The organism is Bradyrhizobium sp. Unk1 (assembly GCF_059512345.1).
The window spans coordinates 76,935-101,136 of sequence record NZ_JCAMOP010000035.1; the positions used below are offsets into that span (position 1 = coordinate 76,935).

The 24,202-nt window shown below is 66.2% G+C and carries 21 protein-coding genes; 10 read left to right on the forward strand and 11 right to left on the reverse strand.

Annotation, left to right across the window (positions count from 1 at the left end):
- Positions 1-3: 3 nt before the first annotated feature.
- Both AC5ZFO_RS34785 and AC5ZFO_RS34790 read left to right on the forward strand, forming a co-directional pair.
- Positions 4-1,143 carry an acyl-CoA dehydrogenase family protein gene (locus AC5ZFO_RS34785; RefSeq protein WP_496123203.1) on the forward strand — a complete coding sequence of 380 codons (1,140 nt, stop codon included), beginning with the start codon at positions 4-6 and terminating at the stop codon, positions 1,141-1,143.
- 15 nt (positions 1,144-1,158) lie between these two features.
- On the forward strand, positions 1,159-2,355 hold the full coding sequence (locus AC5ZFO_RS34790) for an acyl-CoA dehydrogenase family protein (RefSeq protein WP_282523296.1): 1,197 nt from the start codon (positions 1,159-1,161) through the stop codon (positions 2,353-2,355).
- A 165-nt stretch (positions 2,356-2,520) separates the two neighbouring features.
- Here AC5ZFO_RS34790 and AC5ZFO_RS34795 read toward each other — a convergent pair whose 3' ends face one another.
- The 3 genes from AC5ZFO_RS34795 to AC5ZFO_RS34805 form a co-directional block, all read right to left on the reverse strand.
- Entirely contained in the window at positions 2,521-4,845 is a 2,325-nt protein-coding gene (locus AC5ZFO_RS34795; RefSeq protein ID WP_282523295.1) for a xanthine dehydrogenase family protein molybdopterin-binding subunit, read from the reverse strand.
- A gap of 249 nt (positions 4,846-5,094) precedes the next feature.
- Positions 5,095-5,970 (reverse strand): dihydrodipicolinate synthase family protein, encoded by an 876-nt coding sequence (locus AC5ZFO_RS34800; protein WP_496123204.1) that lies wholly within the window; start codon positions 5,968-5,970, stop codon positions 5,095-5,097.
- A gap of 64 nt (positions 5,971-6,034) precedes the next feature.
- Positions 6,035-7,000 carry a VOC family protein gene (locus AC5ZFO_RS34805; protein WP_282523293.1) on the reverse strand — a complete coding sequence of 322 codons (966 nt, stop codon included), beginning with the start codon at positions 6,998-7,000 and terminating at the stop codon, positions 6,035-6,037.
- Positions 7,001-7,200: 200 nt separating this feature from the next.
- Between AC5ZFO_RS34805 and AC5ZFO_RS34810 the strand changes: the two genes are divergently transcribed.
- Entirely contained in the window at positions 7,201-8,067 is an 867-nt protein-coding gene (locus AC5ZFO_RS34810) for a S1C family serine protease (protein WP_282523292.1), read from the forward strand.
- Positions 8,064-8,435, forward strand: coding sequence for a response regulator transcription factor (locus tag AC5ZFO_RS34815; protein ID WP_282523291.1), 372 nt, complete (start codon positions 8,064-8,066; stop codon positions 8,433-8,435). Before AC5ZFO_RS34810 ends, AC5ZFO_RS34815 begins: the two co-directional genes overlap by 4 nt.
- A 12-nt stretch (positions 8,436-8,447) precedes the next feature.
- On the opposite strand, the gene AC5ZFO_RS34820 is transcribed toward AC5ZFO_RS34815, so the two are convergent.
- From AC5ZFO_RS34820 to AC5ZFO_RS34835, 4 genes are all read right to left on the reverse strand, one after another.
- Positions 8,448-9,524, reverse strand: coding sequence for a sensor histidine kinase (locus tag AC5ZFO_RS34820; RefSeq protein WP_282523290.1), 1,077 nt, complete (start codon positions 9,522-9,524; stop codon positions 8,448-8,450).
- Positions 9,511-10,203 carry a response regulator transcription factor gene (locus AC5ZFO_RS34825; RefSeq protein WP_208084800.1) on the reverse strand — a complete coding sequence of 231 codons (693 nt, stop codon included), beginning with the start codon at positions 10,201-10,203 and terminating at the stop codon, positions 9,511-9,513. Before AC5ZFO_RS34825 ends, AC5ZFO_RS34820 begins: the two co-directional genes overlap by 14 nt.
- Positions 10,204-10,303: 100 nt before the next feature.
- Positions 10,304-10,888: a hypothetical protein gene (locus AC5ZFO_RS34830; protein WP_496123205.1), complete on the reverse strand. Its 585-nt coding sequence runs from the start codon at positions 10,886-10,888 to the stop codon at positions 10,304-10,306.
- Positions 10,889-11,226: 338 nt separating this feature from the next.
- On the reverse strand, positions 11,227-13,563 hold the full coding sequence (locus AC5ZFO_RS34835; protein WP_496123206.1) for a Tex family protein: 2,337 nt from the start codon (positions 13,561-13,563) through the stop codon (positions 11,227-11,229).
- Positions 13,564-13,810: 247 nt separating this feature from the next.
- On the opposite strand from AC5ZFO_RS34835, the gene atzD reads away from it, so the two are divergent.
- Both atzD and AC5ZFO_RS34845 read left to right on the forward strand, forming a co-directional pair.
- The gene (atzD, locus tag AC5ZFO_RS34840; protein ID WP_282523287.1) at positions 13,811-14,929 is read left to right on the forward strand and encodes a cyanuric acid amidohydrolase; all 1,119 of its coding nucleotides are present in this window, start codon (positions 13,811-13,813) and stop codon (positions 14,927-14,929) included.
- 111 nt (positions 14,930-15,040) lie between these two features.
- Positions 15,041-16,510, forward strand: coding sequence for an amidase (locus AC5ZFO_RS34845; RefSeq protein WP_282523286.1), 1,470 nt, complete (start codon positions 15,041-15,043; stop codon positions 16,508-16,510).
- Between the two features lie 188 nt (positions 16,511-16,698).
- Here the strand turns inward: AC5ZFO_RS34845 and AC5ZFO_RS34850 are convergent, their stop codons facing one another.
- Positions 16,699-17,016, reverse strand: a complete 318-nt coding sequence (locus AC5ZFO_RS34850) for a hypothetical protein (RefSeq protein ID WP_212484393.1) — start codon at positions 17,014-17,016, stop codon at positions 16,699-16,701.
- Positions 17,017-17,189: 173 nt separating this feature from the next.
- On the opposite strand from AC5ZFO_RS34850, the gene AC5ZFO_RS34855 reads away from it, so the two are divergent.
- Entirely contained in the window at positions 17,190-18,098 is a 909-nt protein-coding gene (locus AC5ZFO_RS34855; RefSeq protein WP_282523285.1) for a PaaI family thioesterase, read from the forward strand.
- A 68-nt stretch (positions 18,099-18,166) separates the two neighbouring features.
- On the forward strand, positions 18,167-18,532 hold the full coding sequence (locus AC5ZFO_RS34860; RefSeq protein WP_038942774.1) for a hypothetical protein: 366 nt from the start codon (positions 18,167-18,169) through the stop codon (positions 18,530-18,532).
- On the opposite strand, the gene poxB is transcribed toward AC5ZFO_RS34860, so the two are convergent.
- From poxB to AC5ZFO_RS34875, 3 genes are all read right to left on the reverse strand, one after another.
- Positions 18,529-20,265: a ubiquinone-dependent pyruvate dehydrogenase gene (poxB, locus tag AC5ZFO_RS34865; protein ID WP_496123207.1), complete on the reverse strand. Its 1,737-nt coding sequence runs from the start codon at positions 20,263-20,265 to the stop codon at positions 18,529-18,531. The genes AC5ZFO_RS34860 and poxB overlap by 4 nt on opposite strands.
- Positions 20,266-20,345: 80 nt before the next feature.
- Positions 20,346-20,978 (reverse strand): 2-dehydro-3-deoxy-6-phosphogalactonate aldolase, encoded by a 633-nt coding sequence (locus tag AC5ZFO_RS34870; RefSeq protein WP_282523282.1) that lies wholly within the window; start codon positions 20,976-20,978, stop codon positions 20,346-20,348.
- A 1-nt stretch (position 20,979) separates the two neighbouring features.
- Positions 20,980-21,906, reverse strand: a complete 927-nt coding sequence (locus AC5ZFO_RS34875) for a 2-dehydro-3-deoxygalactonokinase (protein ID WP_282523281.1) — start codon at positions 21,904-21,906, stop codon at positions 20,980-20,982.
- 255 nt (positions 21,907-22,161) lie between these two features.
- Here AC5ZFO_RS34875 and AC5ZFO_RS34880 point away from each other — a divergent pair, with 255 nt between their 5' ends.
- Both AC5ZFO_RS34880 and AC5ZFO_RS34885 read left to right on the forward strand, forming a co-directional pair.
- On the forward strand, positions 22,162-23,259 hold the full coding sequence (locus AC5ZFO_RS34880; RefSeq protein ID WP_028151542.1) for an LLM class flavin-dependent oxidoreductase: 1,098 nt from the start codon (positions 22,162-22,164) through the stop codon (positions 23,257-23,259).
- A gap of 57 nt (positions 23,260-23,316) precedes the next feature.
- Positions 23,317-23,871 carry a flavin reductase family protein gene (locus tag AC5ZFO_RS34885; protein ID WP_282523280.1) on the forward strand — a complete coding sequence of 185 codons (555 nt, stop codon included), beginning with the start codon at positions 23,317-23,319 and terminating at the stop codon, positions 23,869-23,871.
- Positions 23,872-24,202 lie beyond the last annotated feature (331 nt).

The window sequence follows — 24,202 nt, forward strand, 5'->3', positions numbered from 1 at the left end:
GACATGGACCTCAATCTCAGTGACGAGCAACGGCTGCTGCGCGAGAGCGCGGATCGCTTCGTGGCCGAAAGCTACGACGCCGATCATCGCCGCAAGATGGCGAAGGACTCGTCCGGCTTCAGCCCTGCGGTGTGGAAGCAGTTCGCCGAGCTTGGCTGGCTGGCGCTGCCGATTCCCGAAGAGTTTGACGGGCTCGGTGGCGGCGCGGTCGAGATCGGCATTCTGATGGAAGCTTTTGGCCGCGGGCTGGTGTCCGAGCCGTATGTCGCGACGGTCGTGCTGGGAGCGGCGCTGATCGAGAAGTGCGGCAGCACGACGCAGAAGCAGGCGAGGCTGCCGAAGGTCGCGGACGGATCACTGAAACTCGCCTTCGCCCATTCCGAGCGCGCGGCGCGGTTCGATCTCGCCAAGGTCGCGACCGTCGCCCACAAGACGGCGCAAGGCTGGCGTCTTGCCGGCAGCAAAATCGCGGTGCTCGACGGCCACGCCGCCGACGAGATCATCGTCTCCGCGCATATCCACGACCATAAGGGACCATCGGGGTGGATCGGCCTGCTCCTGGTCCCGGCAAAGACGCCGAGCGTCGCCATCAACGACTATGAGCGCCTCGGCGGCGGCCGGGCCTGCAACATCGAACTATCAGGCGTCGAGCTACCGGAGGACGCTCTCCTGGGTGACGGCAGCGATGCCCTGCCCGCGATCGAATTGGCCGTCGATCGCGCCATGGCCGCGCTTGGCGCGGAAGCCGTCGGCATCATGCAGACGCTGCTCGACACTACGCTGGAATACACCAAGATCCGAAAGCAGTTCGGCCGGCCGCTCTCCGCGAACCAGGTGATCCGCCACCGCCTCGCCGACATGGCAATGCAGGTCGACGAGGCGCGCTCGATGGCGCTGCGCGCCGCGCTGAAAGCAGATAGCCCGCCGGTCGAGCGCGCGCGGGCTGCGTCGGGCGCGAAAGCGAAGATCGGCAAATGCGCGCGCTTCGTCGGCGAGCAGTCGATCCAGCTCCACGGCGGCATGGGCGTCACCGAGGAGCTCGAGGTCGGCGCCTATTTCAAACGGCTGGTCGCCTTCGACACGCTGTTCGGCGGCAGCGCGCATCATTTTAGCCGCCACGCCCAGCTTAGCCGCACGGCCTGACACAAGGAGCGCATCATGGACCTCTCGTTCAACGCCGAGGAGCGCGCCTTCCAGGACGAGGTGCGCGGCTTCATCGCCAAGAATCTCACCGAAGAGATGAAGCGCGCAACCGCGCTGACGCCGTCGGTGTTCTCCGATCCGGATATCGGCATGGCTTGGCAGCGCGCGCTGCACCGGCAGGGCTGGGGCGCGCCGGGCTGGCCGGCCGAACATGGCGGCCCGGACTGGACGCCGGCGCAGCGCTGGATTTTCGAGACTGAATCCGCGCGCGCTGGCGTGCCCAACGTCAACGTGATGGGCGTGAAGATGGTCGGGCCCGTCATCATCGGCTTCGGCTCGGCGGAGCAGAAGAATTTTTATCTGCCGCGCATTCTCTCCGGCGAAGACTATTGGTGCCAGGGCTATTCCGAGCCGGGCTCCGGCTCCGACCTGTCCTCACTGAAGACGCGCGCGGTGCGCGACGGCGACGACTACATCATCAACGGCACGAAAATCTGGACCACCCATGCGCACCACGCCAACCGCATGTTCGCGCTGGTGCGCACCAGCGAGGGGCCGCGGCAGCAGGACGGCATCAGTTTTATTCTGATCGACATGACGACGCCGGGTATCACGACACGCCCGATCATCACCATCGGCGGCGACCACGAGGTCAACCAGGTGTTCTTCGACGATGTGCGGGTGCCCGTGGCCAATCGCGTCGGCGACGAAGGCAAGGGCTGGACCTACGGCAAATATCTGCTCGAGTTCGAGCGCGGCTCCGGCATTGCGTCAGCGAAGCTGCGCGAGGGGTTGAAGGCGATCGCGGAGCTGGCCGAGTCGGACCTGACGGGACGCGCGATCGACAGTCCGGATGTCGCCGCGCGCATCTCCGAGGTCGAAATCGACATCGACGCACTGGAGATGACCGAGCTGCGCGTGCTCTCCGCACTTCAGACCGGCCAAAATCCCGGCGCGGTGTCGTCGATCCTGAAGCTGCGCAATAGCGAGATCCGCCAGGCCGTGACACGGCTGGGGGCCGACGTGATCGGTCACGACGCCCTCGCGGTCGAACCGATGCGCCCGCTCTACAAGCTCAACCACGCGCCGGCGACGCCTGAGGAGATGCTGACGGTGGTGCCGGAATATCTCAACGGCCGGGCCTACACGATCTTCGGCGGCACCTCGGAGATCCAGCGCGATATTATTGCGAAGATGATGCTGGGGATTTGAGGGCCACAACTCTCTCCGCCGTCATTGCGAGGAGCCCTTGCGACGAAGCAATCCAGACTTCCTCCGCGGAAAGATTCTGGATTGCTTCGCTGCGCTCGCAATGACGTTGTGGCAATAGCGCGGGCCCGGATTTCGCTACGCTCCATCCGGCTAAGCACCGCCCTCTTAGCCTGCCACCTTCGCGTCCTTGATCGCCTTCCATATCTTCTGCGGCGTCAGCGGCGTGTTGAGCTGGGTGATGCCGAGCTCGGCGAGCGCATCCATCACGCCGTTGGTGACGCAGGGCGGGCCGCCGATGGCGCCGGATTCGCCGCAGCCCTTGGCGCCGAGCGGATTGGTGCGGCAGGGCGCGGAATCGTCCAGCGTCACCACGATCGGCGGCACGTCGTCGGCGCGCGGGATGCAGTAATCCTGGTAGCTCGCGGTGAGGAGCTGACCGTCGGAATCATACGAGACGCCCTCATAGAGCGCCTGACCGATGCCCTGCGCGACGCCGCCATGGATCTGGCCGGTGACCAGCATCGGGTTCACGGCGACACCGACGTCGTCGACGGTGGTGTAGCGCACGACGCGGGAGACGCCGGTCTCCGGATCGATCTCGACCTCGCAGATATGCGTGCCGTTCGGCCAGCTCGGGCCATCGACCTCGCCTTCGGAATCGACGCTGAGCTTGGCGCCGCCCTCCTTCTCGGCGAGATCGAACAGGCTGATGCGGCGGTCGGTGCCGACCACGGTGAGCATGCCGCCCTGATATTCGATGTCCTCGACCGAGGTCTCGAGCACGTTCGCCGCCTTCTCGCGCGCCTTCTGGATCAAATCATTCGACGAGACCGCGACCGCCGTGCCGCCAACGAACAGCGAACGCGAGCCGACGCTGCCAAAGCCCATGGCGAGATCAGTGTCACCCTGGACGACGTCGATCTTGTCCATGGCAATGCCGAGCGTGTCGGAGATCATCTGGGTGTAGGTGGTCTGCAGCCCCTGCCCCATCGCCATGGTGCCGGAGTGTAGAACCACCCGACCCTGCGAGGTCGCGTGCAGGCTGACCTTCTCGGTGTGGGCGCGGCCGCCGGTCCATTCGATGTAGGAGGTGAGCCCGCGGCCGTAGAGCAGGCCCTTCTTCTTCGCCGCCTTCTTGCGCGCGGCAAAGCCGTCCCAATCGGCCAACTTCACGGCGCGATCGAGCATGTGCGCAAAGGCGCCGGAATCGTAAACCTGCCCGGCGGCGTTGGTGTAGGGCAGCTGTGCCGGCTTGATGTAATTCACCTTCCGGATCGCGCGCGGATCCATGCCGATCTTTCGGGCGGCTGCGTCGAACAGGCGCTCGACGATGAACACCGCTTCGGGACGACCGGCACCGCGATAGGCACCGACCGGCGCGGTGTGGGTCATCACCGACTGCACCTCGAAATGCACCAGCGGCAAATCGTAGACGCCGGTCTGCACGAACGGCCCTAGCACCAGCGGAATGATGTTCGCCGCACCCGAGGAGTAAGCGCCGGTGCAACCGATCGACTTGACGCGATAGGCCAGCACCTTGCCCTTCTCGTCGAGCGCGAACGACGCGGTCGAGGTGAGATCGCGGCCGTGGGTGCCGCCGACGAATTCGTCGGTGCGGTCGCCGCGCCAGCGGATCTTCCTGTTCAGCTTGGTCGCGGCATAGGCGACGATGCCGTCTTCCGGATAGAGGTTGGTCTTCTGACCAAAGCCGCCGCCGATGTCGCTGACCAGCACGCGGACGCTGTCCTTGGGGCGCTTGAGCACGGCTTCCGCCAGCACGTCGCGGGTCGAGGCCGGCGTCTGCGACTGCACATGCAGGAGGAGACGGCCGGTCTTCTTGTCGATCTCGGCAATGGTCGAGCGCGGCTCCATCGCGGAGGGCACCAGACGCTGGCTGACGATGTCGAGCTCGACCGTATGCGCAGCCTTGGCAAACGCCTCGTCCGCCTTGGCGGCATCGCCATAGCTCATCGCGCCGACGATGTTGTCGGGCGCCTCCGGCCACACCACGGGCGCGCCGGGTTTTACGGCCTCGACGGGGTCGACCACGGCGGGCTGCACATCGTATTCGACGACGATGGCCTCGGCCGCGCTCTGCGCCTCGGCGCGCGAGGCGGCCACCACTGCGGCCACGGCTTCGCCGGTGTAACGCACGATCTCATGGGCGAGCAGGCGGCGCGGCGGCACCGTCATGGGCTTGCCGTCGGGGCGCTTGAAGATGCTCAAGGTCGGGATGGTGCCGATGTCGTCCTTGATGAGGTCAGCGCCGGTGTAGATCGCGGTGACGCCGGGCATGGCGGCCGCGGCGCTGGTGTCGATCGAGACGATCTTCGCGTGGGCATGCGGCGAGCGCAGCACATGCAACCACAGCGCGCCCTCCTCCGGCTTGTCGTCGATGAACTGACCCTTCCCGGTGAGCAGCCGCTGGTCTTCCAAACGCTTGACGGGCTGGCCCGCTCCGAAACGCAAATTGCCGGGAAGAATGTTCATTCCGTGGGGTCCTCAGGGTCTTTTCGAAACTGCGGGCAGCCTTTTAGCGGATCGATCGGAGGCATACCAGCCGCGGTTTTAGGCGGGATATGCATGGATTTGGCATGCCGTCTCGCAAATCCGCGATTCCGTCGGGTGGGCAAAGGCGCGCTCTTCGCGCGCCGTGCCCACCACCCTCAATGACGGGCAAATGGTGGGCACGCTACGCTTTGCCCACCCTACGGCACCGATCGCGGGGACGACCGCTCGTTAATCAAGCTCCCTCAACGCCGCTCCCACGACCTTGCGGGCGTCGGCCGACAGCGCGGCCTGCGGCGGGACGGGATCGCCGACGTCGTAGCCCTGGATCGCCAGCCCCGCCTTGATGCAGGCGGCGAGGTTGAATCGGGCAAAGGCCTCGTTGATCCGCCACAGTCTGCGCTGGAGCGCCATGGCCTCGTCCCAGCGGCCGGCCTTGCAGAGGTCGTAGAGTGCGACGCTCTGGCGCGGGATGATGCAGGCCGGTCCCGCCATCCAGCCGAGCCCGCCGATCAGCATCACCGCGGCCGGGATATGGGCGGAGGCCGAGAACACGCGCAAGGCATCGCCGCAGCGGTTCATGATCGAGAGCAGCCGGCCGGTGTTGGTCGAGGCGTCCTTGATGTAGCCGATGCGCGGATGTTCAGCGAGGCGCGCGATGATGTCGAGCGTGAGATCGGAGCGCTGGAATTGCGGATTGGTATAGATGACGACGGGGATGTCCACGGCATCCGCGATGCTGCGGAAATAGGATTCCACCTGGGCATCGGCGAGCGGAAAGTACGCTTCCAGGATCGCCAGAATGCCGTTGGCGCCGAGTCTTTGATAGGCCTTCGCCTGCGCCACCGCATCCGCCGTCGAGGTGGAGGCGACGCCGGCCACAACCGGCACGCGTCCCTTCGCGGCCTGGATGGTGGTCTGCACGATCGCGCTGCGTTGCGCGGCATTGAGATAGGCGAACTCGCCGGTCGAACCCAGCGGCGTCAGCCCGTGCACGCCGGCGCCGATCAGATCGTCGCAGAGCTTGCCGAGGACCTCGGTGCGCACCGTGCCATCGGCATCGACGGGCGAAACAAGATAAGGAAAGACGCCGTGAAAATCGGACATGTCAGGCTGAACCCCGGAAAACTGGCTAGCGCCTGACCGGTCATAGCAATGCCCGTGCCGGCGATCAAACCCTGATCAGGCGCACCCGCGTGCCCCAGGGATCGACGGCCTCCAGACCGTTGGCGAGCGCAGTGACCTGCGCGCCGCCCTTGCGCAGGCGTTCCTCCTGCGCAGCGAGAATGTCCTGCTTCGCCATCACCAGCGAGAACCAGGCAAGCCCCGTGGTCTGATCGTCGCGTTGGCCGGCCCCCTGGCTCTGCCAGACGTTCATGCCGAGGTGATGGTGATAGCGGCCCGACGACAGGAACGCGGCGCCGCCACGGCGGCGGGTCGGATCGAGGCCGACCGTGCCGTGATAGAATCGTTCGGCCTCGGCGAGATCGCCGACACGCAAATGCATGTGGCCGACGCGCAGACCGTCCGGTGCCTTGGCGTAGTCTGCGACGCGCGTGTTGGTCAGCGACAAGAGGTCGGGGATGTTGAGCTCGTCGCTCGCCATCTTCACGCTGCCCTCGCTCCACTGCCATTGCGAGGGATCGCGGTCGGCATAGACCTCGATGCCGTTGCCTTCGGGGTCGTCGAGATAGACGGATTCGCTGACGAGATGATCGGCGAAGCCCGACAGCGGCACGCGATGCGAGGCGGCGTGCACCAGCCAGCGCGCGAGATCTTTGCGCGACGGCATCAGGAAGGCGGTGTGGTAGAGGCCCGCGGCGTTGCGCGGCTCGATCGCGGCCTCGGGACGGGCTTCCAGCACGAGCAGCGTGATGCCGGCCGTGCCGAGCGTCGCGGCGGTCGCGGAGCGCTCGATCACGGTCAGTCCGATCACGTCGCGGTAGTAGTCCGCGACCTTGTCGAGGTTCTTGACCCGGAGCGTCACCATGCCCACCCGCATCGGCGTGCGGCTGGCATAGGTCGGCCCACCGCCTTGCGGCATGCCCTCGGCCCGAGCGGCGGCGGCCGCCGCCATCGCGAGCGAGGTCGCGCCGGCGAGTTGGAGCAGGGTGCGGCGGGTGAGGTCGGCGGTCATCGGTCGGGGCTCGCTGGAAACGCTTAGGGACGTGCGGTGCAATTCCTGGATTGCTACACGTTCCCGTGAGGGCGTCCCAATCACATGTTCGTCGGCCGCCGGCCTGCGGAGGCCGGCCCGCCCCGTCTGTCCTGGCCACCCGGCCAGTTTCGCAATCGCCCGCGACATCCCAGATTGAGGACAATCTACAGGAGCCTTCCATGACCGACCCCACTCCTCTGTCGTCCCTTTCGTCCGCGCTCGCGGATGTCGTGACGCGTACCGCGCCGTCCGTCGTCGCCGTGCATTCGCATCGCTCCCGCGCCACCGGCTTCGTCTGGAAGCCCGGCTTGATCGTCACCGCCGACGAAGCGCTGGCCGACGAGGGCGATATCCAGATCGGCCTCCCCGACGGCAGCACCGCGGCCGCCACGATCGCCGGCCGCGACCATACGACCGACATCGCGCTGTTGCGCACCGATGCCAGTCTTGCACCGGTCAAGCTGGCCGCGACCGTTCCGCCCCTCGGCACGCTGTCGGTCGTCGTCGCCAGCGATCGCGATGCGCCGAGCGCGGCGCTCGGCATGGTGTCACTGTCCGGCAAGAGCTGGCGCTCCTTGCGCGGCGGCGACATCGATGCGCGGATCGAGCTCGACGTGCGCCTGCGCTTCGCCCAGCAAGGCGGGCTCGCGCTCGATGCATCGGGCGACGCCTTCGGCATGGCCGTGCTCGGGCCGCGGCGGGTCCTGGTGATCCCGACGGCGACAATCGAGCGGGTCGCGGCACAGCTCGAGGCGCGCGGCCGCATCGCCCGCGGATATCTCGGCCTCGGGCTCCAGCCGGTGCGGCTCGACGATGGCATCGGCGCGATGGTGATGAATGTCGACAAGGCCGGCCCTTCGGCTGCGGCCGGCATCCGCCAGGGCGACGTCATCGTGGCGGTCAACGACCATAAGCTCTCCGGCGTGCGTGCGCTGTCGCGGACGCTGGGACCTGCAAGCGTCGGCACGGTGGTCGATGTCGCGGTGCGCCGCGGCGGCGAGCCGGTCAGCTTCAAGGTCACGATCGGCGAGAGGCCGGAGGCGTGAGCGAGGACAACGCGCCCGAGATCGTGCTCGCCCTGGAGATCGACGATCCCGCCCTCGCCGATCGCCTGGCGATCCTGCTCGGCAACATCGCCGGACTTCGGCTGGCCGCGCCCGGCGAGGCCGCCACGGCGACGGTCATGGCCCGCGATCCGCGCATCATGCCGGAAGACATCGCGCTGACGCAGCGAGAGCTCGATGTCCTGGCGCTGATGGCGGAAGGCGCGTCCAACAAGCTGATCGCGCGCCAGCTCGGCATTTCCGTGCACACGGTCAAATTCCACGTCGGTTCGCTGCTCGACAAGCTGGATGCAACCGGCCGCACCGACGCGGTCGCGCATGCGGCACGCCGCGGCGTGATCGAGCTATGACGCTGTCAGCTCCTATCGCGCTGATGTCGCCGGGAAGCTGAGCCGGACCGTGAGGCCCGGCGCATTGTCGTGCAGCGCGATCTCGGCGCCATGGAGGCCGGCAACCGCCGCGACCAGGCTCAGGCCCAGACCGTTGCCCGGCGTGTAGCGGCTCTGTTCCAGCCGGTAGAAGCGCTTGAACACGTGATCGCGCTCCCCGGTGGGAATGCCTGGACCATCGTCGGCGATCGCGATCACCGCCACGCCACCGGCGCTGCGACAGGTCACGGTGACCTGCCCGCCCGCGCGGCCGTGCTTGATCGCGTTGTCGACGAGATTGGCGATGGCGTCGAACAGCAGGTCGCGGTCCCCCGTAATCGCCACCTCGCGGTCGCCGTCAAGGCTGAGGCGGGTCGCGACCTGTTCGGCCGCGGCGTCGTAGAGCTCGACGACCTCGCCGGCAATTTCAGCGAGGTCGAGCCTGCGAAACGCACTCCGGCGGGCGCGGGTCTCGATCTCCGAGATCCGGGTGATGGAAGCGAACATGCCGAGCACGGCGTCGAGATCGGCGATGGTATCGCCAATCAGCGTCGCATCGGCCTCACCGTTGCGCGGGGTGTGATAAGCCTTTTCCAGCCGGCCGCGCATGCGTGTCAGCGGCGTGCGCAGATCGTGGGCGACGTTGTCGCTGACCTGCTTGACCTCGCCCATCAGCGTCTCGATGCGGTCAAGCATCTGGTTGAGGTTTTCGGCGACGCGGTCCCACTCGTCGTGACTGCCGCGCAAGGGAATGCGCCGGTCGAGCCCCGACAGCATGATGGCGCGGCTGGCCGCATTGATCTCCTCGATCCGTCCGACCGTGCGCCGCGTCACCAGCACGGCGGCAAGACCGGCCAGCACGGCCAGCAGCACGGCGACCGCTATCATCGCAAGCTCGATCATCGCGGTGAAGCCGCTGTGATCGCCGGCGTCGCCGACCCGGCCCTGCACATAGGCAATCGTGCCGAAATAGACATAGGCCATGATCGCCGCGACGATCAGCCCGAACGTCGCGATCGCGATCAGTGCCAGACGGAAGGTCGAGGAGCGGAGCGTCTTAGCCAGGAGCACGGATGCAATATCCGATGCCGCGGATCGTATGGATCAGCGGATAGGCCTGGGCATCGTCGACCTTGCGGCGGACCCGCCCGACATAGACGTCGATGATGTTGGTGGAGGGATCGAAATGCAGGTCCCAGACATGCTGGAGCAGCATCGCCCGGGAGACGACGCGGCCTTCGTTGCGGACGAGATATTCGAGCAGCTGAAACTCGCGCGGCAGCAGCGGAATTTTCCGGCCGCGCCGACTGGCGTTGCGCGCGATCAGGTCGATGGCGAGATCGCCGACCCGCAGGATGGTTTCCTTGGCGACGGTCTCGCTGCGGCGGCCGAGCGCCTCGAGGCGCGCCAGCAGCTCGACGAAGGAGAACGGCTTGACGAGATAGTCATCACCCCCGGCGCGCAGACCGCGCACGCGGTCGTCGACCTCGCCGAGCGCGGAGATGATCAGGAAGGGTGCGGCGATGCCGTCGTCGCGCAACTGGCGCATTACGGTGATGCCGTCGATGTCGGGCAGCATGCGGTCGATGGTGATCACGGCATAGTCGCGGGCGACGCCGTGGCTCAGGGCTTCACGACCGGTCGCGGCAAGATCGACGTCGTAGCCCGAGGTGGTGAGTTCCTCGACGAGCTGGCCTGCGGTTTCCGGATCGTCCTCGACGACCAGAATGCGGCGGTGACCTCCGGTCATGCAAAACTCCGCGCGACGATCGCCACCAGACTATCCCGTTCCGGGGCTGAGCGGAACTGCCCGGCGGCGATCGCGACAATGGTGCGGTACCGCGATGCGACTACCAATAGTCTCCGCACACATTGACCAATTGCCACCCATAGGCTGTCCAGCTCCTTTGCCAGCAGCCATCGTCGTAATAGTTGCCATATTTGGCATAGAAGAACGGCGCGCCGACGAAAGCGAACCGGTTGAAGCGGTGACGATGGAAGAAGGCATGGCGACCAATGAACGGCCTGCCGTGCCAGCCCGGGCCAGCAAACCGCGGGCCGAAAGCGGCGCGGGTCGCCAATGGTGCACCGACAAAGCGCGGCCCCATGGCAGCACGGGCGGCCATTGGCGAACCGGCGAAGCGGGCGCCACCGAAGCCCGGGCCGCCAGCAAAGCGCGCGCCACCCATGCCACCGAAACCACCCGCGCGCATGCCGCCGAAGCCACCCGCATGCATTCCGCCGCCACCGAAATGCCCGCCACCGCCAAAGCCGCCATGGCCGCCGCCGCCGAAGCCACCACCGCCGAAGCCGCCACCGCCATGGCCTCCGCCACCGCCGCCGCCGCCGCCGCCACGGGCAAGCACAGGTGAAGCGAGCGCCATCATTGCGGCGAGCGTCACCGCAGTGACGCCTTTGAGAAGCCTGTTGTCCATCGAAGCATCCTCCGTGCTGCGCAGCGATCTTTCTGCCGCGCGAGGAGGATCAGATGAGAGGAAGGGACAGGCACCTTCAACTTACAAACGCGCCAGATTCTGACGCGGGTGTTAGGGACGAACGCTCTTTCGCTCCCTCGCCCCGTTCTGACGGGGAGAGGGCGGGATGAGAGGCTGCGTCCGCGAATGCGATCTAAAAAGTGATGGCAACGCCTGTCCCGTGCACAATCAACTTACGAGTCGGAGGGACCTTTGACTCCGGTCAACCGCATGCCTTCACCCGGATCGCTGGCGCGATCCGAATTCTCCCCGCAAAGAGCGGGGGAGAGGTCAAAGTATCACGCCCGCTTGCCACCGTTCTTCTCGGCCGCGCGGCGCATGGCCTCGGCAAGGGCACCGCCGCCGGAGGATTCCTGGTTGCGCGGCGCCGACGACGTCATGCGCGCGGGGTTTCGCGAGCTGTTGTCCCGCTGCATGCCGGGCGCGTCTTTCTTGGCACCGACCTCGTCGTCGAGGCGCAAGGTCAGCGAGATGCGCTTGCGGGCGACCTCGAAGTCCAGCACCTTCACCTTGACGATGTCGCCGGGCTTCACCACCTCGCGCGGATCCTTGATGTAGGTCCTGGACATCGCCGAGATGTGAACCAGGCCGTCCTGATGCACGCCGATATCGACGAAGGCGCCGAAGGCGGCAACGTTGGTCACGGTCCCTTCGAGGATCATGCCCTTCTGGAGATGCTTGATCTCCTCGACGCCTTCCTTGAACACCGCGGCCTTGAACGCCGGACGCGGGTCGCGGCCGGGCTTCTCGAGCTCGCGCAGGATGTCCGTGACGGTCGGCAGACCAAAGGTCTCGTCGACGAAATCCTTCGGCTTCAGCGTACGCACGATCTCGCTGCTGCCGATCAGCGCCTTGATGTCGCTCTTGGTGGCACTGAGAATCCGCCGCACCACGGGATAGGCTTCCGGATGCACGCCGGAGGCGTCGAGCGGGTCCTCGCCGCCGAGGATGCGCAGGAAGCCCGCGCATTGCTCGAACGCCTTCGGCCCGAGGCGCGGCACGTCCTTCAGCGCCTTGCGCGACTTGAACGGGCCGTTGGCGTCGCGGTGTGCCACGATGCTCGAGGCCAGGCCGGAGCCGACGCCCGACACGCGGGCCAGAAGCGGCGCCGAGGCGGTGTTGACGTCGACGCCGACCGCGTTCACGCAGTCCTCGACCACGGCATCGAGCGACTTGGCGAGCTTGGCCTGGCCGAGGTCGTGCTGGTATTGGCCGACGCCGATCGCCTTGGGCTCGATCTTGACGAGCTCGGCGAGCGGATCCTGAAGACGGCGGGCGATCGAAACCGCGCCGCGCAGGGTGACGTCGAGACCCGGCAACTCCTCCGAGGCGAAGGCCGAGGCCGAATAGACCGACGCGCCGGCTTCCGATACCACGATCTTGGTCATCTTCAGCTCGGCCAGACCCTTGACGAGATCGCCTGCAAGCTTGTCGGTTTCGCGCGAGGCAGTGCCGTTGCCGATCGCGATCAGCTCGACACGATGCTTCAGCGCAAGCTTGCCGAGGATCGCGAGCGCCTCGTTCCACTGCCGCTGCGGCTCGTGCGGATAGATCACGGCGGTATCGACCACCTTGCCGGTCGCGTCGGTGACGGCGACCTTGACGCCGGTGCGGTAGCCGGGATCGAGGCCCATGGTGACGCGGGTGCCAGCGGGTGCCGCGAGCAGCAGGTCGCGCAAATTGGAAGCGAACACGCGCACGGCCTCGGTCTCGGCGGCGTTCCACAGCCGCATGCGCAGGTCGATGTTGAGATGCACCTGGATCTTGGTACGCCAGGCCCAGCGCACGGTGTCGATCAGCCAGCGGTCGCCGGCGCGCTTGAGGTCGGCGATGCCGAACCGCTTCATGATCTTCAATTCATAGGCGCTCGGCACGCCCGGCGGCGACGCTTCGGCTTCGGCCTGGATCTGGAGATCGAGGATCTCTTCCTTCTCGCCACGGAACATCGCGAGGATGCGGTGGGACGGGAGCTTCGTCAGCGGCTCGGAGAACTCGAAATAGTCGGCGAACTTCTCGCCCTCGGTCTTCTTGCCGTCGCGCACCTTGGAGGCCATGCGCGCATTGGTCCACACGTCCTCGCGAAGCGCACCGATCAAATCGGCGTCCTCGTCGAAGCGCTCGACCAGGATGGCCCGGGCACCGTCGAGCGCGGCGGCGGCATCGGCCACGCCCTTCTCGGCGTTGATGAAGGTTTCGGCCATGACCTTCGGATCGTTGACCGGCTCTGCCATCAGCTGATTGGCGAGCGGTTCGAGCCCGGCTTCCTTGGCGATCTCGGCCTTGGTGCGGCGCTTCGGCTTGAACGGCAGGTAGATGTCTTCGAGGCGCGCCTTGCTGTCGGCGGCGAGAATGGAGGCTTCGAGCGCGGCATCGAGCTTGCCCTGCTCGCGGACCGATTCGAGGATCGCCTTGCGGCGGTCTTCGAGCTCGCGCAAATAGCCCAGGCGCTCCTCCAGGGTGCGCAATTGCGCGTCGTCGAGCGCACCGGTCGCTTCCTTGCGGTAGCGGGCGATGAAGGGAACCGTGGCGCCGCCGTCGAGCAACGTCACCGTCGCCTCGACCTGCTCCGCCCGTACCCCAAGCTCCTGCGCAATTTTCTGGTTGATATTTGCCACGCGAGAATCCCTCTATCCAAGCACGCGACGCGGGGGCGAACCACCGGCAGCGGGACGCCGCTTATGGACCAACCGAGGTTGATTCATCAAGATGCGGCGCGCAACCGTCGACAGAGGATTTTTTTGTCGAACCGGATGCGATCTCGCCACATTCGTGGGTGCCTGCGCCCCGCTTGTGCCTTGACATGCGCCTCCGTTCCACGGCTGGTTGACCCGCCGGACCACCGAACTCGACACGAGGACTGCAATGCGGACAGCATCGGTCGGCGTCTTCAAGGTCGCCACCACTGGCCCCGGCGACGTCTCCGGCCTCATGGCCATGATCGGCTCCGGCGCGATCGACCCGACAACGATTTTGGCCATCCTCGGCAAGACCGAAGGCAATGGCGGCGTCAACGATTTTACGCGGGAATATGCCGCTGCTGCGTTGTGCACGGCGCTGGCGCCAGGACTCGGCCTTTCGCCAGAGGCGGTCGAGCAGCGCATCGCCTTCGTGATGTCGGGCGGCACCGAAGGCGTGCTCAGCCCGCATATCACGGTGTTCACCCGCCGCGAAGCCGAGCGTCCGGCAGGCATGTCCGGCAAGCGCTTGAGCATCGGCATGGCGCACACGCGGGACTTCCTCCCCGAAGAGATCGGCCGCTCGGAACAGATCATGGAAACGGCCAAGGCGGTGAGGGCCGCGATGGCGGATGCCGGCATCACCGATCCCGCCGACGTCCATTTCGTGCAGATCAAATGCCCGCTGCTCACCAGCGACCGCGTCGAAGCCGCAAACGCGCGCGGCAACAAGACGGCCACGACCAGCGCCTACAGCTCGATGGCCTATTCGCGCGGCGCCTCCGCGCTTGGGGTCGCTGTCGCGCTCGGCGAGATCGATTCCAATGTCAGAGACGACGACGTGCTGCGGCGCTACGATCTGTTCTCGAAGGTCGCCTCGACCTCGTCAGGGATCGAGCTGATGCACAACGTCATCATCGTGCTCGGCAACTCGGCGTCTTCAGCGAGCGAGTTCGAGATCGGACACGCCGTGATGAACGATGCGATCGATGCCCCGGCCGTGGTGTCGGCGTTGAACAGCGTCGGGCTTGGTGTTGGCCTTGGCGTCGCGCCGCTAGCCACCGAGGGCCGCGAGCTCGTCAACATCTTCGCCAAGGCCGAGGCCTCGCCTGATGGCAGCGTGCGCGGCTTCCGCCATACCATGCTGGAGGATACCGACATCAGCTCGACGCGCCACGCCCGCGCGGCCGTCGGCGGCCTGATTGCAGGCCTTGCCGGCACCGGCGCGGTCTATGTCTCCGGCGGTGCCGAGCATCAGGGGCCGGCCGGCGGCGGCCCGGTTGCGGTGATTGCACGCCTGCCCTAATGACGCGGCGACCTCTCCGCCCGGCGCAACCCTGCCCTTCGCCCCGGCTCAGTTGATTCAGGCGGCCCCTTGCGAAAAAGGTGGCGCCGCATCCTAGGGGATTTTGACTTCATGACTTTGCCGATGAGCTGGAACGAATGGGCGCAGCACGATGGCGTCGGGCTGGCGGCGCGCGTCCGCAAGGGCGAACTGTCGGCGAAGGAGTTGGCGCGCCAGGCCGCCGCGGGCGTCGCCAAGGTCAACCCGGCACTGTCGGGTGTGGTCGAGCTGTTCGAGGACGTGATCGCCGATCCGGCCAAGGACGGCGCCAATCTCGCCGGCCCGTTCGCCGGCCTGCCCTTCCTGATGAAGGACCTCGGACCGACCATGAAGGGCCGGCTGCAGGAGATGGGCTCGCTGCTGATGCGCGGCAATCGCGCCGCGGCCGACACGTTCCTCACCGGTAAATTCCGTCAGGCAGGCCTCAACCTGATCGGACGCACCACGACGCCGGAATTCGGCGTGTGCAGCTCGGCCGACAATCCCGCCGTCTACGTGACGCGCAATCCCTGGAATACCGACTACACCACCTGCGGTTCATCGGCGGGCAGCGCGGCGATGGTCGCGGCCGGCGTCGTCCCGATCGCGCATGCGACCGACGGCGGCGGCTCGATCCGCATTCCCGCCGGCGTCAACGGCAATATCGGTTTGAAGGTGTCGCGCGGCGTGTTCTCGCTGGCCCCGCACATGTCCGACCTCACCGGCCTCGTTTCGATCCAGGGCTGCCAGTCGCGCTCGGTGCGCGACACCGCGGCCTTCGTCGATCATGCCCGTGGACCTGCGCCCGGCGAGTTCATGCCGTTCTGGACCACGGCGCAGCCCTATTCCGAGATGATCAAGCGCGATCCGTCAAAGCTTCGCATCGCGCTGTCGCACAGCTGGGGCGACTATACCGCAACGCCGGAGATCGCCGCCGAGCTTGAGAAGACCGGCCGCTTCCTCGAAGGCCTCGGCCATCACGTCGAATACGCGCTGCCCGAACTCGACTTCCGCGCCGCCTTCGCGGCGCAGACCACCTGCTATATCAGCAATTTTGCCGTGGTGATCTCCAACATGCTTGCCGCGCGCGGACTGGAAAAGCCGCCGGAGGATCTGATCGAGCCCATGAACATCAGGATCTGGGAAGCCGGCCGGCACACCAGCTTCGCCGAGCGGGCGAAGATGCAAGGCGTGTTCAACACGACCTCGCGCGGCTTCGGCGCGTTCTTCGAGCAGTGGGACGTGATCCTGACGCCGATCACCGCGTTGCCGACGCCGAAGGTGGGCACCAGGGAATATCTCACCATCTCCGACAATCCTGACGTGCTCGACTGGTTCGGCAATCTCTGGCGCTTCTTCGCCTTCACGCCGCTCGCCAATCTCTGCGGCATGCCGGCGATCTCGATGCCGATGGCAGAGCAAGACCACGGCCTGCCGCTCGGCATCCAGGCCATCGCCAAGCAGGCCAATGACGGCCTGCTCCTGCAGCTCGCCGCCCAGATCGAGCGCGCGCTCGACGGTAAGTGGAATGGCGGCAAGAAGCCGAAGGTGCATGTGGGCTGAGGCGAGGCTATTCGCCTTGGACAAGCGTCCACGTCCCTGAGGCCATCCTTCGAGACGCCCGCTTTGCGGGCTCCTCAGGATGAGGTCTGGTTTCGCGGCGAGACGTCAGACCCTCATGGTGAGGAGACCGCGAAGCGGTCGTCTCGAACGATAAGGCCGAGCGCGCGAGCCAACCTCCAAAGCGGATCTCAATTCTTCACCGTCGGGATCACCTCCGCCGGCTGCTGCTGCCCCTGCTTGTACATCGCCAGAGCCTTGTCGAGCGCTTCGCGCAGCGCCAGCGCTGCGGCCACGCTGCAGCGCAAGTGCGCGGTCTGGACCACGTCGACCCTGACGGCGGCACCGACCGGCATCAGCAGGTTCGCGGCGAGCTCGATCTGGATCGCGCCGTTGTGGTGTCCGAAGCAGGATGCGCCGTCGAAATAGATGATCGGTGCCCGTTCCGAGCTGGAGCTCGAAATGGTCACGGGCCCCTGATTGGTGGCGGGTGTTTCGGGGTCGGCCATGGGCACTCCTCGGGGCTGGTCGGCGGACGAAACGCCCACCATCGTTGCTTCGGCACGCCGTGTCGAGGCCAAACCGGCCCAGGCAGACCTGACTGCAGACCTAACTGCCGACCTGCCTGATGAGCCCCTTTCGGGGTTTTGCGCGGCACCCGACACTGGTCTAGAACGTCGTCATGTCCACTTCACCCACCACGCTTCCGTTCGAGGAACTCGCCGAGGCGGTTAAGAGCCGCCGTTCCGACTACGGCCATATCAGCGGGCTCCAGCTCGACCGCTTCGCCCCCGCCGAGGCCTGGTCCAGCCTGCCCTACCGTCCGGTCTTCGTCGGCGACACCGAGACCGGCGTGCTGCATGGCGGCGTCGTCACGGCGATGCTGGACGAAAGCTGCGGCATGGCGGTGCAACTTGCACTCGACGGCACGCGCGCGATCGCAACCCTGGATCTGCGCATCGATTATCAGAAGCCGGCGACACCGGGCCTCGACATCAAGGCGCATTCGGTGTGTTACCGCACCACGCGTTCGATCGCCTTCGTGCGCTCCACCGCCTATCAGGAGTCCGAGGACGATCCGGTCGCAACCGCGACGGCCTGCTTCATGATCGGCGCCAACCGCACCAACATGCTCGCGGACCGCAGGATGGATTCGCGCAGCATCCCGACGCTGGAGGCGCCCGACGATCCGGACGGCCCGTTCGCCAACAGCCCGTTCGCGCGCTGCCTCGGCATTCGCGTCAATAACGACGGCACGCTGACGATGCCGTTCTCGCCGCAGATCATCGGCAACCCGATCCTGCCCGCGATCCATGGCGGCATGACCGGTGCCTTCCTCGAGACCACCGCGATCCTCGGCGTGAGGCGCGAGCTCGGCATCGCCGCGCTGCCCAAGCCGATCGGACTCACCGTCAACTATCTGCGTTCCGGACGTGCCCTCGATACCGTCGCCAATGTCTCGATCGTGAAGCAGGGCCGGCGTATCGTCGCCTTCGAAGCGCGGGCCTGGCAGGACGATGCGAGCAAGCCGATCGCCACCGCTTTCGGCCATTTCATGCTGCGGCCAACGCCCGGAAGTGACGAGGAATAGGCGTATTTTCCCTTGACGGCGAGGGACCGGGCCACAACGATAGCCTGGTTCCTGCGAGAGGTATTGGATTGCGGCATCCGCTCGACATCATCGCCATGTTCGCCGCGCTCTGGCTGCTGGCGTCGATGGTGCTCGACGCGCTGACGCCGAAGGAGCTGACCGCGGTGATGATCGGCATCGCGATCGGGCCCGCCATCGTCATCACCGCCGTGTTCTATTATTTGCGCTGCCCGCGCACCGATTTCGCGGTGATGTTCGCAGCACTCTGGCTGATCTCCGATATCGCCATTGCATTCATCTCGCCGACGCAGCTGCCGTATTTCCTGATCGCACTCGGCTTCGTGCCGGCCCTGCTGATCGGCATCGTGCTGCACTGGCAGCGCTTCCAGCACCGCCACGAGCGGCTGCCCGCGCCCTCGGTGAAGCGGGGCTAGCGCGGTAGCAGATTTGTTTTCGCGAGATCCAGCACCTCGTCACCGCGGCCATTCATCACCGCGCGCAGCACCCAGAGGCTGAAACCCTTGATCTGCTCGGGCGTGATGGTCGGCGGCATCGACAGCTCCTGCTTCGCCGTGACGACATCGAGCAGCGCGGGTCCGTCATGGGCCAGCATCTCCTTCACGGCGCCCGGGAGCTCGCCGGGGTCCTCGACGCGTTTGGCGAAAATGCCCATCGCGCGCGCCATCGTCGCGAAATCGGGATTCTCAAGATCGACATTGGTGTCGACGAACCCGGCCGCCTTCATCTCCAGCGCAACGAAGCCGAGCACGCCGTTGTTGAAGACCACGATTTTCACCGGCAGCTTCATCTGGGTCAGCGTGATCAGGTCACCCATCAGCATGGTGAAGCCGCCGTCGCCGGAGAGCGAGATGATCTGGCGGCCCGGCTGCGAAGCCTGCGCGCCGATCGCCTGCGGCATCGCGTTGGCCATCGAGCCGTGCACGAACGAGCCGATCAGCCGGCGGCGGCCGTTCATGTCGAGATAGCGCGCGGCCCACACCGTCGGCGTGCCGACATCGGCGGTGAAGACGGCGTCATCAGAAGCATGGTCGCTGATGACTTTTGCCAGATATTGCGGATGGATCGGCTTGCTGCCCGGTGTCCCCTTCGCAAGCGAGTCGAGCCCTTCGCGCGCCTTCTTGTAGTGCGCGATGGCGTCGTCGAGATGTTTCCGCTGCGTCTTGGTCTTGAGCAGCGGCAGCAGCGCCTCGATGGTCAGCTTGACGTCGCCGACAATGCCGAGATCGATCTTGCACCGCCGTCCCAGATTTTCCGGGCGGATGTCGATCTGCGCGATCTGCGCATCGGTGGGGAAGAACTGCTTGTAGGGAAAATCAGTACCGAGCATCACCAGCGCGTCGCAGGCGTGCATGGCGGCGTAGCCCGAGGCGAAGCCGATGAAGCCGGTCATGCCGACGTCGTACGGATTGTCGTACTCGACATGCTCCTTGCCGCCGAGCGCGTGTACGATCGGGCTCTTCAGCGCTTCGGCCAGCTGCATCAGCGGCGCATGCGCGCCGGCGCAGCCGCGACCACAGAACAGGGTGATGCGCTCCGCGCCGTTAAGGAGATCAGCAAGCGCCTTCAGCTCATCGGCCTGCGGCACGACCTTCGGCGCCGACAGCGCAAGGCCGCGCGTCGTCGACAGCGCGCGCTTGGGCGGGCTGCGGAACGCGACGTCGCCGGGCATCGCGATCACCGCGACGCCGCGCAGGCCTACGGCTGCGCGGATGGCGTTCTCGATCACGTAAGGCAGCTGGCTCGCATCCGACACCAGCTCGCAATAATGGCTGCATTCGCGGAACAGGTTCTGCGGATGGGTTTCCTGGAAATAGCCGCCGCCGATTTCCGCCGAAGGGATCTGCGCCGCGATCGCGAGCACGGGAACGCGGCTGCGATGCGCGTCGAACAGCCCGTTGATCAGGTGCAGATTGCCGGGGCCGCAGGAGCCGGCGCAGACGGCCAGGCTGCCCGTCATCTCGGCTTCGCCGGCGGCGGCGAAGGCCGCGACCTCCTCGTGCCGGACATGGATCCATTCGATAGTGCCGCGGCGGCGCAGCGCCTCGGTAAGACCGTTCAGACTGTCGCCGACGATGCCGTAGATGCGCTTGACGCCGGCCTGTTCGAGCGTTGCCACGAACAGATCGGCCACGTTGTTGATCGCCATGTCGGTCTCCTGATCTCACTGATGCGGCAAGATAGGATAAAGCGCGACCGTGACGCCATCACGGCTTGTTTATTGCCGCGTCAGTCTTTCGCAATCGCCCGATCGTAGGCCTCGATTGTCACCTTTGCGCGAGCGGCGACATCGGCCGCCGTCATGCCGGGCTTGTAGAGGCTGGAGCCGAGCCCGAACGCCGTCACGCCGCCATTGATGTATTCGGCAAAATTCTGGTCGGAGACGCCGCCGACGGCGGCGATCATCACGCCGGCCGGCAGCACGGCTTTAATCGCGGCGATGCCGGACGCGCCGAGCACGCCGGCCGGAAAGAATTTCAGGCCCGATGCGCCGGAGCGCGCGGCGAGCAGGGCCTCGGTCGGTGAGAACACACCCGGCAACGTCACCATGGCGTACTGATGTGCACGCATGAGCACCTGCGTATCCACATTCGGCGAGACCATCAACTTGCCGCCGACGTCATTGAGACGATCGACATCTGCGGCGGTGAGCACCGTGCCGGCGCCGATCAGGACGCCGGCCGGCGCGAGCTTCACGGCAGTCGCGATCGAGCGGAACGGCTCCGGCGAATTCAGGGGGATCTCGATCGCGGTCATGCCGGCCTCGATCAGCACGCCGACGATCGCCTCGGTCTCCTCGGGCTTCACACCACGCAGGATCGCGACCAGCGGACGCTGCATCGGCGGAAAGGGAACGCTCATCTCAAGATTCCTCTCGTTTCGTCCAGATCGCGGCAGCGGCCATCGACAGGCCGCGGCGAACGGCTTCATCGGCATCGATCGGCTGAACGGTGACCGACAGCGCATCGAAGGCAAGCCGGTACAGCATCGCGAGCCGCCCGGAGGCAATCAGCGTGATGCCCGCTTTCGGCACGGTGCCGGAGAGCCCTGCTGCCAGCTCGACACCGATCAACGTGCCCGACAGCGTCTCGCGCGCGGCGGCCGGCGTGCCGCCGAACAGAAGCTGCCGCGACCGCGCGCCGAACAGGAGGTTGGCCGCGAAGGCCGGCGCCTCATATGCGGCTTTCACGGCGGCCTTGAAGCTCGCGACATCCTCGGCGTCATCGGCGCCGGCGACCGCCAGCGACAAGATCGTCTCGCGCGAAACCACGCTGAAGAGCTCGCCGGTCATGAAGGTGGAAAAGTGCGCGACCGTGCCGTCCTTCACGCGCACCCATTTCGAATGCGTGCCAGGCATGCAGACCAGCGCGTCGCCTGCGGCCTCGAGGCCGAGTGCGCCGAGCAGCTGCGTCTCCTCGCCGCGCATCACGTCCGGCGCCTTGGCGTCGCGCTGCGCGATGCCGGGCAGGATGCGAATATCGCGCGTCTCGCCGGGCACTGGCGCGGCCTGCTTCAGCACAGCGGAGAGCGGCGCAGGCGTGTCAACATAGCCGGCCTCGACCCAGCCGGTCTTGGCGCCCGCCATGCCGCAGACAAGCACCGGCAGCTGGGCAGGGGCCGCGACTGCTCTGAGATGCGACTGCAGCACGCCGGCAAAGCCGGCCTTGGCCGCGGCCAGCATGCCCTCATCGCTGCGGCGCTCCGCCAGCACCTGGCCGGTGCGGTCGATCAGCCAGAGCCGAAAACTGCTGGTGCCCCAGTCCACCGCGACACAGGCGGGTTCGGTCATCTCAACACGTATCCTTTCAACACGTATCCTTGGTCTCACCGGCAAGACGCCGTCTCGCGACAATGAGACGGACGCTCGCAAACCTGCCCCGGGATATCGGCTATTGCCGCCTCAAACCAGCGATTTTTCGCAGGTCCGAGGCGCTCGCCGCGCTGGCACGCCGCTTGCGATGCCGTGGCACACCGCTTGCTAAAGCTGTCCTGTTCAAGTCCAGGAACGCGCAACAAGACGCGTCAACATCAGATGAGGAAACCCATGGAGATCGGCTATTTCACGATGCCTTCGCATCCGCCGGAGTGCGGCCTGAAGGAAGGAAACGACTGGGACCTGCAAGTCATGCGCTGGCTCGACGAGCTCGGCTACCAGGAAGCCTGGGTCGGCGAGCACCACACCGCGCCCTGGGAACCCAATCCCACGCCGGACCTCCTGATCGCGCAGGCGCTGATGCAGACCAAGAATATCCGCATCGGGCCGGGCGGCTTCCTGCTGCCCTATCACCACCCGGCCGAGCTCGCCAACCGCGTCGCGATGCTCGACCATCTCTCCGAGGGCCGGCTCAATTTCGGCGTCGCAGCTTCGGGCCTGCCGAGCGATTGGGCGATGTTCAACGTCGACGGCATGAGCGGACAGAACCGCGACATGACCCGCGAGGCGCTGGAGATCATCCTGAAGCTGTGGTCCGATCCCGCGCCCTTCACCTACAAGGGCAAGTTCTGGACGGTGACCAAGCCGGACACGATGTTCGACTTCCTCAAGCCGCACATCAAGCCTCTCCAGGCCCCGCATCCGCCGATCGGCGTTGCCGGATTGTCGAAGAACTCGGACACGCTGAAGCTCGCCGGCGAGCGCGGCTTCATTCCGATGAGCCTCAACCTCAACCCGGCCTATGTCGGCAGCCATTGGGACTCGGTCGAGATCGGCGCCGCCAAGACCGGACGCAAGCCGAACCGCGCGGATTGGCGCCTCGTACGCGAGGTGTTCGTCGCCGACACCGACGAGGAGGCCTGGAAGCTGTCGACCGGTGACATGATGGGCCGGATGATGCACGAGTACTTCCTGCCCCTGCTCGGCCATTTCGGCTTCAAGGACTATCTGAAGCACGCGCCCGATGTGCCCGACAGTGACGTCACCGTCGAATATTGCGCCAAACGGAACTGGATCGTCGGCTCGCCCGCAACCGTCGCCGAGAAGATCGAGAAGATCTACGACGAGGTCGGCGGCTTCGGCGTGCTGCTGGTATTCGGCTTCGACTACAAGCACAAGCCGGAGGCCTGGCGCCACTCGCTCTCGCTGCTCAGCAAAGAGGTGATGCCGCGCCTGAAGCATCTCGGCTCCGCGAAGAAGGCCGCTTGACGCGCGGCGGGTGCGGCGCAATCGTGTCGCACCCGCCCCCGTTTCGGAGATTTCGGCGTGAGCGTCGACGCAAAGGATTTCAAACTGGCAATGCGCCAATGCGCCGGCGCGGTTGCGCTGGTCACGGTTGGCGCCGAACACGGCAAGCGCACCGGGTTGACGGTGACATCAGCCTGTTCGCTGTCGGACAATCCGCCGTCACTGATCGTCTGCGTCAACCGCAACGCCAGCGCACATGCCCGCATCCGCGAGGAAGGCGCCTTCGCGATCAACTTTTTGCACGAGGACCACGCCCTGCTCGCGCTCACCTTCAGCGGCCAGAAGGGCGTCAATGGCGACGACCGATTTTCGTTCGGGCAGTGGACGCGCGGGGTGACCGGCGCACCGGTGCTGACGGATGCGGTTGCCGCGTTCGACTGCGCGCTGGCGCAGGAATTCGAGACCAAGACGCATTCGATCTTCGTCGGCGAGGTGCGCGGCGTCTCGCATTCCGACGGGGCCGCGCCGCTGGTGTATCTGCGCAGCAGCTTCCACGTCCCTCACGAGATCCGCGGCACCGTTACAGTCGGCGACCTCGATTCGCGGCATCTGAGCTGGAGCGATTTTTCGTAAGAGCGCTCCAAGCGCGCTGCCCTTCCCTTCTCCCCTTGCGGGAGAAGGTGGCGCGAAGCGCCGGATGAGGGGTATCTCTCCGCGAGTCTGGAATTATAGTCGTAGGGTGGGCAAAGCGAAGCGTGCCCGCCACTCCCGTTGCAGTGTCGGATAGATGGTGGGCACGGCGCAAGTGCGCCTTTGCCCACCCTACGATATCTGTGATCGCGGAGAGAGACCCCTCACCCGTCTCGCCGCTACGCGGCGATCCACCCTCTCCCACAAGGGGCCTGTTGCGTAATTCGTCAATTGTGATTCCCTCGGGCAAAGCCTTGGAGGGTAGCGATGGCGG

Excerpts from the sequence above, each read along its gene's own strand:
- AC5ZFO_RS34785 (WP_496123203.1), top strand. The coding sequence starts at position 4 with ATGGACCTCAATCTCAGTGACGAGCAACGGCTGCTGCGCGAGAGCGCG.
- AC5ZFO_RS34790 (WP_282523296.1), top strand. The coding sequence starts at position 1,159 with ATGGACCTCTCGTTCAACGCCGAGGAGCGCGCCTTCCAGGACGAGGTG.
- AC5ZFO_RS34795 (WP_282523295.1), bottom strand. The coding sequence starts at position 4,845 with ATGAACATTCTTCCCGGCAATTTGCGTTTCGGAGCGGGCCAGCCCGTC.
- AC5ZFO_RS34800 (WP_496123204.1), bottom strand. The coding sequence starts at position 5,970 with ATGTCCGATTTTCACGGCGTCTTTCCTTATCTTGTTTCGCCCGTCGAT.
- AC5ZFO_RS34805 (WP_282523293.1), bottom strand. The coding sequence starts at position 7,000 with ATGACCGCCGACCTCACCCGCCGCACCCTGCTCCAACTCGCCGGCGCG.
- AC5ZFO_RS34810 (WP_282523292.1), top strand. The coding sequence starts at position 7,201 with ATGACCGACCCCACTCCTCTGTCGTCCCTTTCGTCCGCGCTCGCGGAT.
- AC5ZFO_RS34825 (WP_208084800.1), bottom strand. The coding sequence starts at position 10,203 with ATGACCGGAGGTCACCGCCGCATTCTGGTCGTCGAGGACGATCCGGAA.
- AC5ZFO_RS34830 (WP_496123205.1), bottom strand. The coding sequence starts at position 10,888 with ATGGACAACAGGCTTCTCAAAGGCGTCACTGCGGTGACGCTCGCCGCA.
- atzD (WP_282523287.1), top strand. The coding sequence starts at position 13,811 with ATGCGGACAGCATCGGTCGGCGTCTTCAAGGTCGCCACCACTGGCCCC.
- AC5ZFO_RS34845 (WP_282523286.1), top strand. The coding sequence starts at position 15,041 with ATGACTTTGCCGATGAGCTGGAACGAATGGGCGCAGCACGATGGCGTC.
- AC5ZFO_RS34850 (WP_212484393.1), bottom strand. The coding sequence starts at position 17,016 with ATGGCCGACCCCGAAACACCCGCCACCAATCAGGGGCCCGTGACCATT.
- AC5ZFO_RS34855 (WP_282523285.1), top strand. The coding sequence starts at position 17,190 with ATGTCCACTTCACCCACCACGCTTCCGTTCGAGGAACTCGCCGAGGCG.
- poxB (WP_496123207.1), bottom strand. The coding sequence starts at position 20,265 with ATGGCGATCAACAACGTGGCCGATCTGTTCGTGGCAACGCTCGAACAG.
- AC5ZFO_RS34870 (WP_282523282.1), bottom strand. The coding sequence starts at position 20,978 with ATGAGCGTTCCCTTTCCGCCGATGCAGCGTCCGCTGGTCGCGATCCTG.
- AC5ZFO_RS34875 (WP_282523281.1), bottom strand. The coding sequence starts at position 21,906 with ATGACCGAACCCGCCTGTGTCGCGGTGGACTGGGGCACCAGCAGTTTT.
- AC5ZFO_RS34880 (WP_028151542.1), top strand. The coding sequence starts at position 22,162 with ATGGAGATCGGCTATTTCACGATGCCTTCGCATCCGCCGGAGTGCGGC.